This is a genomic window from Halobacterium wangiae (genome assembly GCF_021249345.1).
GTDB classification, from domain to species: Archaea; Halobacteriota; Halobacteria; order Halobacteriales; family Halobacteriaceae; genus Halobacterium; species Halobacterium wangiae.
The window spans coordinates 1095152-1112452 of sequence record NZ_CP089588.1; the positions used below are offsets into that span (position 1 = coordinate 1095152).

General features: G+C 68.1%; 14 protein-coding genes and 1 tRNA gene. 12 read left to right on the plus strand and 3 right to left on the minus strand.

From position 1 onward, the window contains the following. Positions 1–131: 131 nt before the first annotated feature. The 3 genes from LT965_RS06005 (at position 132) to LT965_RS06015 (ending at position 1857) form a co-directional block, all read left to right on the plus strand. Positions 132–204 (plus strand) — tRNA-His (locus LT965_RS06005). 111 nt (positions 205–315) lie between these two features. After that, positions 316–981, plus strand: coding sequence for an MBL fold metallo-hydrolase (locus LT965_RS06010; RefSeq protein WP_232703112.1), 666 nt, complete (start codon positions 316–318; stop codon positions 979–981). A gap of 108 nt (positions 982–1089) precedes the next feature. Continuing rightward, positions 1090–1857 (plus strand): DUF4097 family beta strand repeat-containing protein, encoded by a 768-nt coding sequence (locus tag LT965_RS06015; protein WP_232703113.1) that lies wholly within the window; start codon positions 1090–1092, stop codon positions 1855–1857. 1 nt (position 1858) lies between these two features. Here LT965_RS06015 and LT965_RS06020 read toward each other — a convergent pair whose 3' ends face one another. Both LT965_RS06020 and LT965_RS06025 read right to left on the minus strand, forming a co-directional pair. Then, on the minus strand, positions 1859–2902 hold the full coding sequence (locus tag LT965_RS06020) for a saccharopine dehydrogenase family protein (RefSeq protein ID WP_232703114.1): 1044 nt from the start codon (positions 2900–2902) through the stop codon (positions 1859–1861). Between the two features lie 25 nt (positions 2903–2927). Next, a complete protein-coding gene (locus tag LT965_RS06025) occupies positions 2928–5174 on the minus strand; it encodes an AAA domain-containing protein (RefSeq protein WP_232703115.1) in 2247 nt (748 codons plus the stop codon). Positions 5175–6004: 830 nt separating this feature from the next. Here LT965_RS06025 and LT965_RS06030 point away from each other — a divergent pair. Beyond that, a complete protein-coding gene (locus LT965_RS06030; RefSeq protein ID WP_232703615.1) occupies positions 6005–6916 on the plus strand; it encodes an alpha/beta fold hydrolase in 912 nt (303 codons plus the stop codon). A gap of 51 nt (positions 6917–6967) precedes the next feature. Here LT965_RS06030 and LT965_RS06035 read toward each other — a convergent pair whose 3' ends face one another. After that, positions 6968–7897, minus strand: coding sequence for a catechol 2,3-dioxygenase (locus tag LT965_RS06035; protein WP_232703116.1), 930 nt, complete (start codon positions 7895–7897; stop codon positions 6968–6970). Positions 7898–8028: 131 nt separating this feature from the next. Between LT965_RS06035 and LT965_RS06040 the strand changes: the two genes are divergently transcribed. The 8 genes from LT965_RS06040 (at position 8029) to LT965_RS06075 (ending at position 17293) form a co-directional block, all read left to right on the plus strand. Beyond that, positions 8029–8808, plus strand: coding sequence for a 2-keto-4-pentenoate hydratase (locus LT965_RS06040; RefSeq protein WP_232703117.1), 780 nt, complete (start codon positions 8029–8031; stop codon positions 8806–8808). A 90-nt stretch (positions 8809–8898) separates the two neighbouring features. Continuing rightward, positions 8899–10419 carry a 4-hydroxyphenylacetate 3-hydroxylase family protein gene (locus LT965_RS06045; RefSeq protein ID WP_232703118.1) on the plus strand — a complete coding sequence of 507 codons (1521 nt, stop codon included), beginning with the start codon at positions 8899–8901 and terminating at the stop codon, positions 10417–10419. An 11-nt stretch (positions 10420–10430) separates the two neighbouring features. Next, the gene (locus LT965_RS06050; RefSeq protein ID WP_232703119.1) at positions 10431–11360 is read left to right on the plus strand and encodes an acetaldehyde dehydrogenase (acetylating); all 930 of its coding nucleotides are present in this window, start codon (positions 10431–10433) and stop codon (positions 11358–11360) included. Continuing rightward, entirely contained in the window at positions 11357–12400 is a 1044-nt protein-coding gene (gene dmpG, locus LT965_RS06055) for a 4-hydroxy-2-oxovalerate aldolase (protein WP_232703120.1), read from the plus strand. Before LT965_RS06050 ends, dmpG begins: the two co-directional genes overlap by 4 nt. A 68-nt stretch (positions 12401–12468) precedes the next feature. Continuing rightward, positions 12469–13779 carry an ABC transporter substrate-binding protein gene (locus LT965_RS06060; RefSeq protein ID WP_232703121.1) on the plus strand — a complete coding sequence of 437 codons (1311 nt, stop codon included), beginning with the start codon at positions 12469–12471 and terminating at the stop codon, positions 13777–13779. After that, positions 13779–15839 (plus strand): ABC transporter permease, encoded by a 2061-nt coding sequence (locus LT965_RS06065; RefSeq protein WP_232703122.1) that lies wholly within the window; start codon positions 13779–13781, stop codon positions 15837–15839. The genes LT965_RS06060 and LT965_RS06065 overlap by 1 nt, the downstream gene beginning before the upstream one ends. Beyond that, positions 15829–16587, plus strand: a complete 759-nt coding sequence (locus tag LT965_RS06070) for an ABC transporter ATP-binding protein (protein ID WP_232703123.1) — start codon at positions 15829–15831, stop codon at positions 16585–16587. The genes LT965_RS06065 and LT965_RS06070 overlap by 11 nt, the downstream gene beginning before the upstream one ends. After that, positions 16580–17293 (plus strand): ABC transporter ATP-binding protein, encoded by a 714-nt coding sequence (locus LT965_RS06075; protein ID WP_232703124.1) that lies wholly within the window; start codon positions 16580–16582, stop codon positions 17291–17293. The genes LT965_RS06070 and LT965_RS06075 overlap by 8 nt, the downstream gene beginning before the upstream one ends. The last annotated feature ends 8 nt before the right edge of the window (positions 17294–17301 follow it).

Here is a 17301-nt window from a genome sequence, read left to right on the forward strand (position 1 = left end):
TCACCTCGGAGTAGGCCGCTGGCGTGGAAAAGCGTGTCGTCTACGTGTTTGCCGGCCTGGCGACTCGTTCGCACGGTCGCCCCCATGTCGTAACGTATTTGAATTTCAGTACGCTACCGTTGGATGCAGTGTCCGGGTTGGGGTAGTGGCCTATCCTTCAGCCTTGTGGAGGCTGAGACGCGGGTTCAATTCTCGCACCTGGACCTTCTCTCGCGGCGAACCGGGGAGCGACCGCGCAGCGTGTCGCGACTCGTTCGCAACCCGTGAAGGCCAGCAGGTGGGCGTTTTTTGTGGGTTCCCGAAGAACAGTTTCGTATGAGCGTCCAGCACGACGACCTGACGTTCGATCGACTCGGCCACGCGAGCGTACGGATAGAGACCGGCGACGGCCTCGTCGTCTACGTCGACCCGTGGAGCGAGGTCATCGAGGAGGACCGCCGAGACGGCGACGTCGTGTTCGTGACCCACGACGACTTCGACCACTACGACCCCGACGCCATCGACGCGGTCGCCGACGACGACGCCACCGTCGTGGTGTACGAGGGAATCGACACGGCCGACCTCGACCGGGACGAGACCCTGCTGGCCTACGACGAGTCCATCACTGTCCGGGGCATCGACGTGCAGGCGGTCCCGGCCCACAACCGCGCCGACGGCGAGCACGTCGACGAGGACGGCGAACCGTTCCACGCCGAACACGAGGGCGTTGGCCTCCTGCTCGGCTTCGACGGAACGACCGTCTACTTCACCAGCGACACGGACTTCCTCCAGGCGCACAACCACCTCGAGGCAGATGTATTCGTCCCGCCCATCGGCGGCCACTACACGATGGACCGCCACGAAGCCGCGGAGTTCGCGGAGTCCGTCGACCCCGACCTCGTGTTGCCGGTCCACTACGACACCTTCGACGCCATCGAGACGGACGCGGGGGCGTTCGTCGAGGACGTGGAGGCCAGGGGCATCTACGTCGAACTGTTCTGACGGCGCCTCACACGCGTTCGGTCGAGCGCCCCGACGTTCGCCACGTTCGAGGTAGAACCCCGGGCGCACGTCGAAACACCTAATCGGGCCGCCACAATTGGTGGGGGCGTGATACACCGCAGAGCCCTCCTGGCCAGTGTCACGACTGGCGTGACCGCCGCACTCGCCGGCTGTACCGGCCTGTTCGGCGACGAAGTGGTCCAGAACGACAGCCACACCTACGACGTGTCCGGCGACGACCCGCTGGCAGTCCGGAACCGGAACGGCGACGTCTCGGTCGAGCGCCACGACGGGAGCCAGGTCGAGGTGGACGTCGAAATGCGCGGTCCTTCGGAGGACGCCGTCGACAGCGTGTCCGTCAGCGGCGAGCAACGCGACGACGCGTTCGTCGTGGACGTCCGGGGCGACGGCTCCTCCGAGTGGTGGACGAGCGTGAGTGTCGACCTCTCCGTCCGCGTGCCGGGGTCGCTACCCGTCGAGACGGTGCGCACGACGAACGGCGACGTCGACGTGAACGACGTGGCTGGCGCGGGCGCGTTCCACACGATGAACGGCGGGGTGACCGTCCGGGGCGTCGAGGCGTTCGCGAGCGCGGTCACGACGAACGGCGACGTGAACGTGGACGTCCCCGCACCACTGGACGGCGACGCGACGATCGAGACGGAGAACGGCGACGTGGACGCCTCGCTCTCGCAGGATCTGGACGCCACGGTGTCGGCGACGACGACCAACGGCAGCGTCGAGGTCCACGAACTGGACATGGCGGACGCGGACGTGAGTGGCAGGAGCGTCTCGGGGACGCTCGGCGAGGGGACGTACGACCTCTCGGTGGAGACGACGAACGGCGACGTCGACCTCCGGGCGCTCGAGGAGTAGTCTACTCGTCGGTGCGCTCGACGCCGTCCAGTGAGAGCACGAAGTCGGCGCCGAACGCCGACGACGGCGTCTGGAAGCCCACCGGGGCGTCGCCGTCGAGCGCGCGCTGGGCTGCCGTGGTCGCAGCGTCGACGGTGAGCGCGTACGTCTCCGGGGTCACGAGTCGAGAGACGACCGTCTCCCCGGTCCGCTCGTTCCTGGCTTCGCCCCAGACGAAGGCCCGCCCCGACGCGCGCGCCTCGGCATCGGGGCCGGAGACGAACCGGCGGACGGCGCGCTGGAGGAGGGCGTTCACGGGATCGGCGTCCAGGACGGGGCCGAGGTGGCGGACGGCCCTGAGGGCGCGGCGCGCGTTCGCCGGCACCGGCACGTACACCTCGACGTTCTCGACGCCCGTCGAGTGGTAGGCCGTCGAGACGTCGCCCCACGGGAACGTGACTGCGGTGCGCTCGCCGTTCCCGAAGTCGATGCGGCGCTCGCGGTGAGCGGGCGGCACGGAGACGACGCGGCCGTCCCGACGGACCGCCCCGCCGTCGCCGATCTGACGGAGTGCGGTCGCGGCCGTCCCCGGTGAGAGGCCGCCGTGCGGTTCGAAGCCGAGGGCGAGGTGCGTGGCGCTCGGGAGGCGGTCGACGAGGTGCGCCGCGAGGCAGTCGGTCGGCACCACGTCGAAGCCCACCCCCGGCAGGAGCGCCATCCCGGCGTCCGCGGCGTCGGCGTCGTGGGCCGCCAGCGACTCGAAGACGGGGAGTTCGCCGGTGATGTCGAGGTAGTCAGTCCCCGTGGCGAGACAGGCGCTCGCCAGCGGGCCGGCGGTGTCGACGAACGGCCCGGCACAGTTCAGCGCGACGTCGACGTCGTCGAGATGCGTCGCGGGGTCGTCGTCGAGGGAGAACGCTCGCGTCTCACAGTCCAGTCGCGTGCCGACGCGACCGAGTTCCGCGGCGTTCCGCCCCGCGAGCACGGGGTCGAGGCCGCGCTCGACGGCCTCCTCGGCGACCAGTTCGCCCGTGTAGCCGTACGCGCCGTAGACGAGCAGCGTCATGTCACCGCGTATGCTCTCGGACTCCTTACAGTTGTGCGTGCTCGACCGCGTCCATCCCGGTGAGCGCCTCGTAGAGCGCGGCGTACGTGTCGGCGCAACTCTCCTCGGGGCTGCGGTGGGACGCACGGGTCGTCAGGGTGTCCCAGTCGCCGACGAGCGCGAGATGCTTCCGGGCTCGGGTGAGCGCGACGTTGAGACGCCGTGGCCCCTCTTTGGGGTGTTCGAGGAAGCCCGCGTTCCCCGCGGGGTTGCTGCGCGCGAACGAGACGACGACGGCCTCGCGCTCGCCGCCCTGGAAGGAGTCCACGGTGTCCACCGTCAGGCCGTGCGTGTCCCGGTCCAGGTTGCCGAGTCGCGAGCGGATTTCGCGCACCTGACCGCTGTACGCCGCGATGACGCCGACGTCCGCGGGAGCGACGCCAGAGTCGAGCAGGCTGGCGACGCGGTCTGCGACGACCGTTGCCTCCCGTGGGTTCCGCACCGACGCGCCGCGCTCCTCCCGCCGTTCGTCGCCTGCGACGTCCACGACCGAGACGGGCGGGAAGCCGTCGAGCGTCCAGTCAGCGTTCCGGTCGGCGGTCTCCAGTCGCCCGTCGTAGAACGTCTCGTTCGGGAACGTCGCGATGGCCTCGTGCATCCGGTACTGGCGGCGGAGTAGGACGGCCACGCGGTCCCCGTAGCGGGCGACGAGCGTCTCGAACAGCGACGGCCGCATCTCCCCCTCGCCGGCCTCCGTGACGCTGTACGGTGGGAGCTGGCGGTGGTCGCCCGCGAGCACGAGTTTCTCCGCACAGTTGTGCGCGATGGCGGTCGCGGCGCGACTCGCCTGCGTCGCCTCGTCGACGACGGCCACGTCGAAGGCGTCCTGGTCGAACGCGGCCGCGCCGTTCGTCGTCGCCGCCACCACGTCGGCGTCGTCCACGGGCGTCTGGCGGTAGTGCTCGGCGACGACGCGGTTCCGCGAGTGACGGCCGTAACGCGCGACGGTGACGTCCGGGTCGTCGGCGACGGCCGCGTGCAGCGTGCCCTCCTCGGCGTCGTCGAGCGTGCTGTCGCCGACGAGGAGGTTGTCCACGGCCTGGTTCGAGTGCGCGGTGACGAGCACGCGCTCGCCGCGTGCGACGGCGTGGGCGACGAACGCGACGAGCGTCCGCGTCTTCCCGGTGCCCGGCGGCCCGTGGATGCAGACCACGTCGTCGGCGGCGACGGCCCACCCGAGCGCCCGCAACTGGTAGTCGTTCAGGGCGACGTCGGAGCGTCGCGCGCTCGGCAGGGCGCCGAACGAGAGGTCGCGCTCGCCGGTGAGCAGGCGGCGCTTCGCTGGGGTCTCCCACACCGCGTCGAGGGCGTCCCGGCGCCGGTCGTACGGCACGGGGTTCAACAGCGTGCGAAGCCAGAACGGCTCTGCGTCCGCGACGGCCACCGCGACTCGCCCGGGGTCGGCCACGCGCTCCCACGCTGGCTGGAGCGTCACCGTCGGGCCGTCGACGTCCGTGACTCGCGCCGGAATCGGGAACGCCGCGTCGAAGGCGTCCACCACGACGCTGTTGTCGGGGTAGAGGCCGAGGTCGGCGACGAGGTCCACGTCCGCCGGGACGTCGTCGTCTGGCGCGTACTGGACGAGGAGTTCGGCTGGCCGGTCCGCGCCGTACGCGGTGGTGCTCACGAGGACGAACGGGCCGTCGACGGCGCCCTCGCCGACCAGTCGGCCGAGGTCGGCGTCCGCGTGGTCGGCCCAGTTCGCCGCTCGCTCGGCGTCGCGTTCGTCCGCGACGACCCCGCGGAGGTCCTCAAAGAAGGCGCGACGCTCCGGGCCGGCGAGCGGGTCGGCCGCCGCGACGGAGTCGGGTGGTGCGTCGACGCCCCCGAACGGGTCGCCGTCGGGTGCGTGCGCGGGGTGCCAGAAGCGGACGCGCCACGCGACCGCCGTCGCGACGACGTCGTCGAGCGCGCTGTACCGCTCCGTGCCGTCGAGTCCGAACGACTCGTCGTGCCACCCCACCGTCTCCGCGTCCGGGTTCCAGCGCACGTACTCGCCGGAGGGCGAGGGGCCGTCCTCGTCGTGCAGCGGGACGACGCGCCCCCGGCCGTCCGGGGCGTCCACGTCGACGACGCTCGCCGCGTGGTCGAGGCACGCGCGCACCTCGTCGGCGTCCGCGCCGTAGTACGCGCTCTCCGGCCGGAGCGTCCGCTCGGACGCGGCGAAGAGGGTGGCGTCGTGCAGCGACCACGCCTGGTAGAGCGGCGTCGTGTCCGGCGGAGACGAGGGCATCTGGGGATGTGGACTGGGCGCCCGGGAGCCAAGTGCGTAGTGGTTTCCTCACAGCCGCCGGAGCGACCACCGGGTTCCGACGCACGGTTCCACGGCCACCGTGTTTAGATAAGGAATGAGACAGTTCATCGTTCTATTCTGTTATCTTATATTTTCCAGATTGAAGAACTGGACACAGACTAACGGGAATATTTTCGCACCAGAGCACCAGAGAGCGCGTAATTAGTCACAGAACCGCTTCGTTGCAGAGCCCGAGAGCAGAGGTTGCACGAGAACCCCGATACAGCCACATTCGAGAGCTCAATCTGGTATTTTCTGCACAAAATGGCTGAGAGACGGGAGATAGTTATGTCGAGTATGAATAATACCTCGTGGACTGGTTGCTTGTGAGTGTTGGCGAGGAGAGTGCGACCCTGGGACGACCACAGGCCGTTACAAACATATCTTTGTAACGTCGAAGTCGTGGCAGATGTTGTCAGGATCGTTCGGCAGGCCCGAACAGAAATTCACGTGTGGTCGAGCGATACCACTGCGAGTCGGTAGAGGTGAACAGGTGGCGTTGGTTTCCCCGCCGGTACGCGGTATTTTTCGGATTTCTCGGTGGTGGCCCGATCTCCTGGTGGTCGGCCGGCGAATCGTTCCGGCGTGGCGAACAGATACGCGCGCATCTCGACGGCGCCAAATTATCGTTCCGTCGTGGTGAATCACGGGGTAGAGCCCCCGTTTCTGTGTTCTGTCGTACCTTCACGATTCGGTGCCGAGAGTCGCGACGGTGGCGAACACCGGGGTGACCAGCAGTTATTTGGCGGCCGCTACAGACAGTTCTGGTGATGACGCAGACAGCCTGGGTTCACATGCTCGGCGGCAGCGTCGAGTACGTCGAGAGCGAGAACTACCGGACGCGCACGCTGAAGGCCGGCGACGGCGAGAAGCCGCCGCTCGTGCTCCTGCACGGCATCGGCGGCCACGCCGAGACGTACGTCAGGAACATGCTCCCGCTCGCGGAGGCCCTCGACGACCGCGCCGTCTACGCGATCGACTTCGTCGGGCACGGCTACTCCTCGCGGCCGACGGACATCGACTACCACATCACGGACTACATGGACCACGTCGAGGAGTTCGTCCACGCGCTCGGCCACGACTCCGCGCACATCCACGGCGAGTCCCTCGGTGGCTGGGTCGCCGGCCGCCTCGGCCTCGACCGGCCGGAACTCGTCGAGACGGTGGGGCTCATCACGACCAGCGGCGTCTACCACATCGACACCTCCGGCGACGTCGAGGAGGACGCCAAGGCCGAGAGCATCGAGGGCATCGAGGACCTCTACGAGCGCAGCATGGAGATGCTCGACGAGGAACTCACCCGCGAGCGCGTCGCCGACCGCCTCCAGTGGCTGTTCGTCGAGGACGTCGACGAGGAACTCGTCGACATTCGCCAGGAGATCTACTCCCAGCAGGCCAACCAGGACGCGATGCGCCTCATCTACGAGACGTTCGTCGAGGACGTCAAGGACGAGGAGATGTACTTCACGACGGCGGAACTCCGGGAGATGGACCTCCCGACGCTCGTCATCCACACCGAGCACAACCCGAGCGCGCAGAAGGAGCTCGTGGAGTACGTCCACGAACAGCTCCCGAACTCCGAGTACCACCTCTACGAGCACTCGGCGCACTGGCCGCAGTGGGAAGAACAGGACCGCTACCACGAGCACACCATCGACTTCCTGCAGAAGCACGGCGACTGACCCGCGGTCGCTCCGGCGCCGTTCTGCCGCCCCGGTTCCACCGCCCCGCCGTCACTCGAACTCGTCGCTGTGCTCGTGTGAGTCGCTGAACTTCCGTCCCTTCCCCCACCAGTAGAGCGCCTCGGGCATGTCCTCCTCCGTCCACGTCACCGGCTCCCAGTCGGGTTCGAAGATGAGGTAGCCGCCTGCGAATATCTCGACCTCGTGGCCCGCGGGGTCGTCCTGGTAGATGTAGTTCGCCTGGCTGATGCCGTGGTGGCCCGGCCCGCCCTTGATCTCGACGTCGTGTTCTTTCAGCACGTCCGCCGCGCGGAACAGGTCGCCGCGGGACTTCAGGTAGTACGCCACGTGGTTGAGCGACGGTTCCTCCGCCTCGACGAACGCGATCTCGTGGACGAGCGGCGACACACTCAGCCACTTCCCGACGTCGTCGCCCTCGATGAGCAGTTCCTCGCGGAGTTCGAAGTCGAGGACGTCCTGGAACCACTCCGAGCACTCCGCGACGTTCGGCACGTAGCAGTTCACGTGGTCGATACGGCGCGCGCCCACGCCGCGGTCGACGAGCTTCTGGGGCTGGTTCTTCAGGCGCGAGCGCTGCTCCTTCGGGACGTCGGGCTCCTCGATGTCGTAGAACAGTTCGAACGTCTGGTCGGCCGGCCCCGTGAACCGGATGGACTCGCCCTGTCCGGGTTCGACGCCGGCGTCCTGCCAGTCGACGTCGTAGCCGGAGTCCTCGACGCGCTCGGCGTACCGTTCGAGGTCCGCGGGCTCCTCGACGCGGAACGCGATGTGGCCGACGCCAGCCTCCTCGTCCTCCGTGAGGGTGAGCGAGAACTTGTTGAAGTCACCCCAGCCGCGCAGGTAGACGCTGTCTCCCTCCCGGCACTCCTCCTCCAGTCCGAGGACGTCGTGGTAGTAGTCGTACGTCTCCGCGAGGTTCGGCACTAGTAGCTCTACGTGACCGAGGGTGCACACAGCCATGGCAGAGAGTGTTCGACACGGGCGCATATATCTTACTCCGAGTCCAGAACGCCGGGACAGCGGGGGACGACAGCCGTCGGCGCGTCGGGGGAGGGCGAACCTATTTGTCGGCGCCGCCGCCAGTCCAGAGTATGTCACTGGGAGACGACGCGGTGGCCGACATCGCCGACGACCTCTACGACGCGCTCCGCTCCGGCGACCCCATCGCACCGCCGACGGACGAGTACGACATGGACATCTCGGACGCGTACGCCGTCCAGTCCGCGTTCGTGGACCGGCGGCTCGCCGACGGCGCGTCCGTTGTCGGCCACAAGGTCGGGCTGACGAACGAGGCCATCCAGGACCAGCTGGGCGTCGACGAACCGGACTTCGGACGCCTGCTGGACACGATGGTCGTCGAGGACGGGGTGGTCGACACCGACGACCTGCTGGCGCCGCGCGTGGAACCCGAACTCGGCTTCCTGCTCGCCGAGGACCTGGCAGCGCCCGTCTCCTCGCTCGACGTCCTGCGCGCGACCGAGGCGGTCGTCCCCGTCGTGGAGGTCATCGACAGCCGCGTCCGGGACTGGAACATCGGCATCGAGGACACCGTCGCGGACAACGCGTCGAGCGCACTGTACGCGACCGGCGAGTCGACCCACCCGGTGGCGGGTCGGGACCTCTCCCTGGAGGCCGTGAAGCTGTACCGGAACGGGGAGGTAGTGGACTCGGGCGTCGGGGCGGCGGTGCTCGGTCACCCGGCGCGCGCCGTCGCGTGGCTGGCGAACACACTCGCGGACGTGGACGACAGCCTCCAGGCGGGCGAGATCGTCCTCAGCGGGTCGATGACGCCGGCCGTCGACGTCGAGGCCGGCAACGTGGTGACCGCGGAGTTCGGCGCGAGCGGGTCGGTCACGCTCACCGTCGACTGAATTCGGCGTCCTGCGGGGATGAATCGACTGCCCTGCCCGAGAAATCAGCCACTAGGTATAAGTGAACGACCGTGAATGATACAGTCGCGTATGCCAGTTAGAACCAAGGAGGAGTACCGGCAAGGTCTCCGAGACGGACGAGAGGTCTACTACAAGGGCGAACTCGTCGAGGACGTCACGGAGCACCCGGCCACGCGGGGGATGGTCGAGACGCAGGGCGAGCTGTTCGACCTGCAGAGCGACCCCGAACACGAGGACCTGCTCACGTTCGAGTCGCCGTCGACCGGCGACCGGGTCCCCATCTTCTACGAGAAACCCACCTCGAAGGAGGACCTCGCGCAGCGCCGGAAGGCGTCGAAGCTCTGGATGGACTACACGTGCGGGATGTCCGGGCGCGCCAACGACTTCCTCGCGAACGGCGTGACGGGGATGGCAATCGGCCACGAACTGTTCGCCGACGAGGACGCCGACCACGACTTCTCGGAGAACGTCGAGGACTACTACGAGTACTGCCGCGAGAACGACGTCTGCCTCACGCACGCGCTCATCGACCCCCAGATCGACCGCTCGGAGGCGTCGTCGTTCCGCCTCGAGGACGACTCCGCCGACCGCCCGGGCGCTGTCCGGAAGGTCGACGAGGACGACGAGGGCATCGTCGTCAGCGGCGCGCGCATGCTCGCCACGCTCGGCCCGCAGGCCGACGAGATACTGCTCTACCCGTTCGGCTACTACGGCGAGGACGAGGAGGACCAGGCGCTGGCGTTCGCCGTCTCCGCCGACGCCGACGGCGTCCGCCAGATCTGCCGGCCACAGCTCTCGCGCAACGACGAGCGCAACCACCCGCTGTCCAGCCGGTTCGACGAGATGGACACGTTCGTCGTGCTCGACGAGGTACACGTCCCGTGGGAGCGCGTGTTCATCGACGGCGACATCGAAGCTGCGAACGCGTGGCGGGACAAGACCCAGACCGCGTACGCGGGACTCACGTACCACCAGACCGCCGTGAAGGACCTCGCGAAGGCGGAGTTCTGTTTCGGCGTGGCGACGATGCTCGCCGAGAGTACGGGCATCGAGGAGTACTTCCACGTCCAGGCGAAGCTCGGCGAGATATCCACGATGGTCGAGCAGATCCGGGCCTGCGTGCAGGCCGCGGAGGCACAGGCCTACGAGTTCGGCGACTACGTGATTCCGGAGCCACGGCCGCTGTTCGCGGTGACGGCGTCGTTCCCGGACCAGTTCCCGCGCATCGTCGACATCATCCGCGACCTCGGCGGCAGCGGCCTCATCGGCGTCCCCCACTGGGAGGACCTCGAGGCAGAGAACCCGCTGGGCGGCGACGTGGAGACGTACTTCCGCGGGAAGGACATCGAGGCCAACGAGCGCCTCGGCGTCCAGAAGCTCGCCTACGAGATCGCCATCGGCTCGCTGGGCAGCCGCGAGGAACTGTACGAGCGGTTCTACACGGGCGGCCCGATGCGCGTGAAGTCGAACATGTGGAAGAACCACCCGGAGAAGGAGGCACTGAAAGAGCGCGTCCGGGAGTACGGACTCCAGGGCGCCGACGAACCTGCGGCGTCCGCCGCGGAGCAGTCCGCCGCGGACGACGACTGACCACACCACGAATGTCACAACTGAGCGCAGCAATCGTCGGTCCCGGCAACATCGGGACCGACCTGATGTACAAGATACTCGACCGCGGTGAACACGTCGAACTGGAGGCGATGGTCGGCATCCTCCCGGTCGAGGAGTCCGACGGCCTCCAGGCCGCCCAGGAGGCGGGCGTCGACGTCGGGACGGAGGGCATCGAGAGCGTCAGAGAGCGCGCCGGCGACCTCGATATCGTCTTCGAGGCGACGAGCGCGAGCATCCACACCGACCACGCGCCCGTCTACGACGAACTCGGCCTGTTCGCCGTCGACATGACGCCCGCCGCCGTCGGCCCGCTCGCGGTCCCCGTCGTGAACCTCGACGACGTGGCCGACGACGTGAACAACGTGAACATGATCACCTGCGGGGGCCAGGCGACGATCCCCCTCGTCCACGCCGTCGACCGGGTCGCCGACGTGCAGTACGCGGAGATCGTGGCGACCATCGCGTCGAAGAGCGCAGGACCAGGCACCCGACACAACATCGACGAGTTCACGCAGACGACGGCGAACGGCATCGAGCGGGTCGGCGGCGCCGACGAGGGGAAGGCCATCATCGTGTTGAACCCCGCGGAGCCACCCATCATGATGCGCAACACCGTCTATACGGAGGTGCCGGCCGACGCGGACGTCGAGGAGATCCGGGACTCCGTCTCGCGCATCGAGGCGGAGGTGCAGTCGTACGTGCCCGGCTACGAGGTGACCCTCGACCCGCTCGTGAAGGAGAACCACGACCTCGACCTCGACGACACGAAGGTGCTCACGACGATGCTCCAGGTCGAGGGCGAGGGCCAGCACCTCCCCGAGTACGCTGGCAACCTCGACATCATGACGAGCGCCGCGCTCGGGGCAGCGGAGCGAATCGCTGAGCGCCGCGGCGCCGACGTCGCGGAGGTGGTAGAGTGACCGACGACGTCCGACTGGTGGACATGACGCTGCGGGACGGCATGCACGCCGTCGACCACCAGTTCACGCCCGACCAGATGGCGGACGTCGCGGGCGCGCTCGACGCCGCGAACATGGACGTGGTGGAGGTGTCCCACGGCGACGGCATGGGTGGGTCCTCCATCAACTACGGCTTCGCGGCCGCGTCCACGGAGGAGTACCTCGACGCCGTCCGCCCGGAACTGACGGACACGGAACTGTCCGTGCTCCTGCTGCCGGGTATCGGCACCGTCGAGGACCTCGAACTCGCGGCGAGCAAGGGCGCAGACGTGCTCCGCATCGCGACGCACGTCACGGAGGCCGACGTCTCCGCGGAGCACTTCGACTACGCGACGGACATGGGCCTGGAGGCCAACGGCCTCCTGATGCTCTCGCACATGGCCGACCCCGAGACCGTCCTCGAACAGGCCAGCCTGATGGAGGAGTACGGCGCGGACGCCGTCTACGTGATGGACTCCGCGGGCGCGTTGCTCCCGGACGGCGTCCGGGACCGCGTCGGCCTGCTCGCCGACGAACTGTCCATCGACGTCGGGTTCCACGCGCACAACAACCTCGGCCTGGGCATCGGGAACACGCTCGCCGGCCTCGACGCGGGCGCCGTCACCGTCGACGGCTGCCTGCGGGGCCTCGGCGCTGGCTCCGGGAACGCCCAGATGGAGGTGCTCGTCGGCACGCTCGAGAAGGCGGGCTACGACGTCGGCCCCGACCTGTTCGGGACGATGGACGCCGCCTCGGACGTGCTCGAACCGATGCTGACCGCAGAGACGATGCCGGAACTCGACAACGACTCGCTCATCCTCGGCTACGCCGGGGTGTACTCGTCGTTCCTCCGGCACACCCGACGCGCCGCCGAACAGTTCGACATCGACCCGCGGGACATCCTCGTGGAACTCGGCGAACTCGGCGTCGTCGGCGGACAGGAAGACATGATCACGGACGTCGCGGCGCGACTCGCGGCGGAGCGAGCGGACGCCGCGGAGGCTAACAATGCAAATACCTAAGATTACAGGAACGATTTCGTCACGAAAATCCAGTAACTATAATACCGGCCCCACGGGAGGTGTGTCGTATGCCAACACGGCGTAGACAGTTCCTCAAGTCCGGACTAGCGGGTACAGCTGCAGCGCTCGTCGCGGGCTGCACGACGGGGACCACGGAGGAGGAGACCACGACCACCGACAGCGGCGGCGACACGACGACCACCACGAGCGGCGGCGACCCCGACGGCGACAGCGACGAGCAGATCCGCATCGGGTTCATCCACCCGCTCTCGGGCGGCTACTCGACGCTCGGCGAACCCCAGGAGCTCGGTGGCCAGCTCGCCGTCGAACAGCTCAACGCGAACGGCGGCATCGACGGCAAGGAGGTCGTCGGCTTCCACGAGGACTCCGCGGGCGACGCGACCACCGCCCAGCAGAAGGCCCGCCTCCTCATCAACGACCGCGACGTCGACGTGCTGACCGGCGAAGCACAGAGCTCCGCGGCGCTCGCCATCCAGCAGGTCGCCGACGAGGAGGGCATCGTCTTCGGGAACCAGGCCGGCGCCGACCCGATCACGAAGTCCCGGTGCAACCGGTACACGTTCCGCTACGAACTGCGCACCGGCCAGGTCGCCCGCGCCACCGCGCCGTGGGCCGTCGAGAACCTCGGCACCAAGATCTGGTTCCACGTCGCCGACTACGCGTACGGCAACGCGTTCCTCGACGGCTGGAAGGAGGTGCTCTCGGACTACGACTACGAGGAGGTCAACACCACGAAGTCCGACCTCGGTGCGAACGACTTCTCCTCGTACATCACCCAGATCCAGAACTCCGACGCGGACTTCCTCGCGCTCGGCATGGCGGGCGGCGACCTCGTGAAGTTCAACCAGCAGGCCTCGTCGTACAACCTGCGTGACGCCGTCGACATCGTCGCCGGGACGAACGACTTCCGCTCCGTGCGCCTCGGCGGCGGCAGCGGCGTGGTCGGCACGTACTCCGGCGTGCGCTACTTCGAGGGGTACGACAACGAGCTGAACCGCCAGTTCGTCACGAGCTTCATCGACGCGTACGACCAGATCCCGGCCAACCACGCGGAGTCCCAGTGGACGATGGTCCACGAGATCCTCGCGCCCGCCATCGAGGCCGCCGGGTCGACGAACGCCGACGACCTCATCGCGGAGCTCGAGGGGATGGAGTTCGACTCGCCGATGGGCGGCGGGACGATGCGCGCCTGCGACCACCAGGCCGAACGCCCAGTGCCGGTCGCGCAGATCAGCGAGCCCCAGGACCTCGAGGTGCTGCAGGGTAAGGGCACCGAGATTCCGAGCCTCGACATCAAACAGACCATCTCCGGCGCCGACGCCATCGAGGCCTGCGACAGTATCGACTGCTCGCTATAATGAGCGGGCTGGCCTCCGGCGCGGCACGTCGAGCGGGAGTGGCCGCAGCCGGGTCGCTCGCCGGTCTCGTGGCCATCTTCGCAGTGGTGACGCTGGCCGGTATCGACCCCGTGACGTTCGGCGTCCAGGTACTCAACGGACTCACACTCGGCGGTATCTACGTCCTCATCGCCATCGGCCTGTCGCTCATCTTCGGCGTGATGAACGTCGTGAACTTCGCCCACGGGTCGCTGTGGATGCTCGGGGCGTACCTCGCGTTCGCCGTCGTCGGCGCGAGCGTCACGGTGCCGGGGTTCGGCGTAATCGCCGGGTCGTTCTGGCTCGCGCTGCTCGTCGCACCGCTGCTCGTCGGCGCCGTCGGTTTCGGCATCGAGTACGCGACGTTCCGACCGCTGTACGGGCGGAACCCGCTCTACCACATCCTGCTGACGTTCGGGTTCACGCTCGTCTTCGTGGACGTCGTCGAGTACTTCTGGGGGAGTGGCTTCAACTCCGTCGCGCCCCCGGAGCTGTTCCTCGGTGCGATACAGCTCGGCCCCGCGTACTTCCCGAAGTACCGGCTGTTCGTCCTCGGCGCGGCGCTCGGACTGTCCGGGCTCGTGTGGGTCGTCCTGAAGTTCACGAACTTCGGGCTCATCGTCCGCGCTGGCTCGCAGAACCGCCAGATGGCGCGCTCGCTGGGCATCAACGTCACGTGGTACTACACGGGCGTGTTCGTCCTCGGCGCGGCGCTCGCGGGCGTCGCCGGCGCGCTGTCGGCGCCGCTGTTCCCCATCGTCCCGTCGATGTGGACGCGGGCCATCATCCTGGCGTTCATCGTCGTCATCGTCGGCGGCCTCGGCTCGTTTCGGGGCGCCGTCGTCGCCGGTCTCGGCGTCGGGGTCGTCGAGAGCCTCGGGTCGACGTACCTCCCCGAGTTCTCCGGCTACCTCGTCTACATCCTGATGTTCACCGTGTTGCTCGTGCGGCCGTACGGCATCTTCGGCCGCGAGGAGTCCGTCGAGGCGGCCGAGACGAACGTCGAGATCGACCGGGCGCTGCCGACCATCGGCGCGAAGAGCCCGATATTCCTGGGCGCGCTCGCGCTGTTCGCGGTGTTCCCGTTCCTCACCCAGACGTTCCTCTCGTCGTACTACCTCGGCGTGATGGTGCAGGCGCTGGCGCTGGCGACGCTCGTGCTGGGCCTGGACCTCGTCACGGGGTACACGGGCCTCATCTCGTTCGGCCACGCGATGTTCATCGGCCTGGGCGCGTACGTCACCGCGCTCGTGCTCGTGAACGTCACGGGGCTGCTCCCGGTCGCCATCCTGGTCGCCGTCGTCGTCACGGCGCTGCTGGCGTGGGCGGTCGGCTTCCTCGGCGTGCGCGTCGGAGGTGTCTACTTCGCGATGCTCACGCTCGCGGTCGCCCAGATCGTCCACCAGATGGTCTTCGACTTCCCGAGCCTCACGGGGAGCAACGACGGGCTCGGCTTCGCGCTGCCGCCCGTTCCGTTCCTCAACCTCGGGGACACCACGACGCTCTACTACGTCAGCCTGCTGACGCTCGCCGCGCTGTACCTGCTCGCAGTGCGCGTGCTCAGGTCGCCGTTCGGCACGTCGCTGGTCGCCATCCGCGACAGCGAACACCGCATGGAGGCGCTGGGCTACGACGTTGACAAGTACAAGCGCCGCGCGTTCATGCTCTCCGGTGCCTACGGCGGCATCGGGGGCGTGCTGTACGCGATGTACTTCACGTTCGTCGACCCCACCGTGCTCAAATGGACGGTGAGCGGCGACGCCATCGTGATGATGGTGCTCGGCGGCATGGGGACGCTGTACGGCCCCATCGTCGGCGCCATCGCGTTCGTCTTCCTGCGCAACGGGCTCTCCATCTACGTCTCCCACTGGGAGTTCGTCGCAGGCGCCATCTTCATCTTCGCGGTCATCTTCATGCCGCGCGGCCTCGTCTCGCTCCCGTTCGACGCCCTCCGCGGCGACGGCGCCGGGGGGTCGAGCACCGAGGAGCCACCGGAGCCGGCGGCGAACCCCCAGTCCGGAGGTGACGGCGATGTCGAGTGACGCCATCCTCGAGACCCACGAACTGACGAAGGCGTACGGCGGACTGCTCGCCGTGGACAACGTCGACCTCACCGTCGGCCGCACGGAGGTCCGGAGCGTCATCGGACCGAACGGCGCCGGGAAGTCGACGCTGTTCAACCTCGTCAACGGCTTCCTCGAACCGACCGCGGGCACCGTCGAGTTCGACGGCCGCGACGTGACCGGACTCCCCGCCTACGAGCGCTGTCAACTCGGCATGGGGCGGTCGTTCCAGGTGAACGACTTCTTCGGGAGCCTCACGGTCCGCGAGAACGTGCGGATCGGCGTGCAGGCGACGTCGAACAAGCGGACGAATCCGCTGACGCCTGCGAGCGGCCTCTCACCGGTCAACGAACGAACCGATGAGATCCTCGAACGCGTCGAACTCGCACAGTTCGCCGAGGAGCAGGCGAGTGCGCTCTCCTACGGGGACCAGCGCAAGCTGGAACTCGCGCTCGCGCTCTCCTCGGACCCCGAGTTGCTGTTGCTCGACGAACCGACCGCGGGCATCGGCCCCGACCAGACCCGCGAGATCGCGAACCTCATCCAGCGGATCGCCGCGGACAAGGCAGTGCTGCTCACCGAACACGACATCGACATGGTCATGTCCACCTCCGACCGCATCACCGTCATCCACCTCGGCCAGGTCATCGCCGAGGGCACGCCCGAAGAGATCGCCGCGAACGAGGACGTCCAGCAGGCGTACATCGGGGGGATGGACGATGAGTGACTCCCTGCTCGAAGTGGAGGGAATCACCGCCGGCTACGAGACCAACGTCGTCCTCCGGGACGTCTCACTCGACGTCGACGAGGGCGAAGTCGTCTCCATCGTCGGCCGCAACGGCGCCGGGAAGACGACGACGCTGCGCACCATCATGGGCCAGCTCGCCGTCGACTCGGGGCACATCCGCTACCGCGGCGAGGAGATCACGAACGCCCCACCGAACGAGGTGTACCGCCGGGGCATCGGTCTCGTCCCCGAACACCGGGAGATCTTCCCCGACCTCACCGTCGAGGAGAACCTGGAGGTCGGGGGCGTGACGACCGACGACAACTGGCTCTCGGTGGCGGGCGCCTACGACTACTTCCCCCGGCTCCGGGAGCGCCGCACGAACCGCGGCGCGCAGCTCTCGGGTGGCGAACAGCAGATGCTCGCCATCGCGCGGAGCCTCCGCGGCGCGACCGACCTGCTGTTGCTCGACGAACCGACCGAGGGGCTCGCCCCCCAGATCGTCGAGTCCATCCTCGACATCATCGACCAGTTGCGCGCGGACGGCGTCACCGTCCTGCTGGTCGAGCAGAACCTCCAGGCCGTCCTCGAGGTCGCGGACCGCCACTACGTGCTGGCGGACGGCAACATCGTCTTCGAGGGAACCACTGCAGAACTGGAGGCCGCAGACGACGTCCGACAGCGCTACCTCGGCGTCTCCGAGTAATCAGAGCG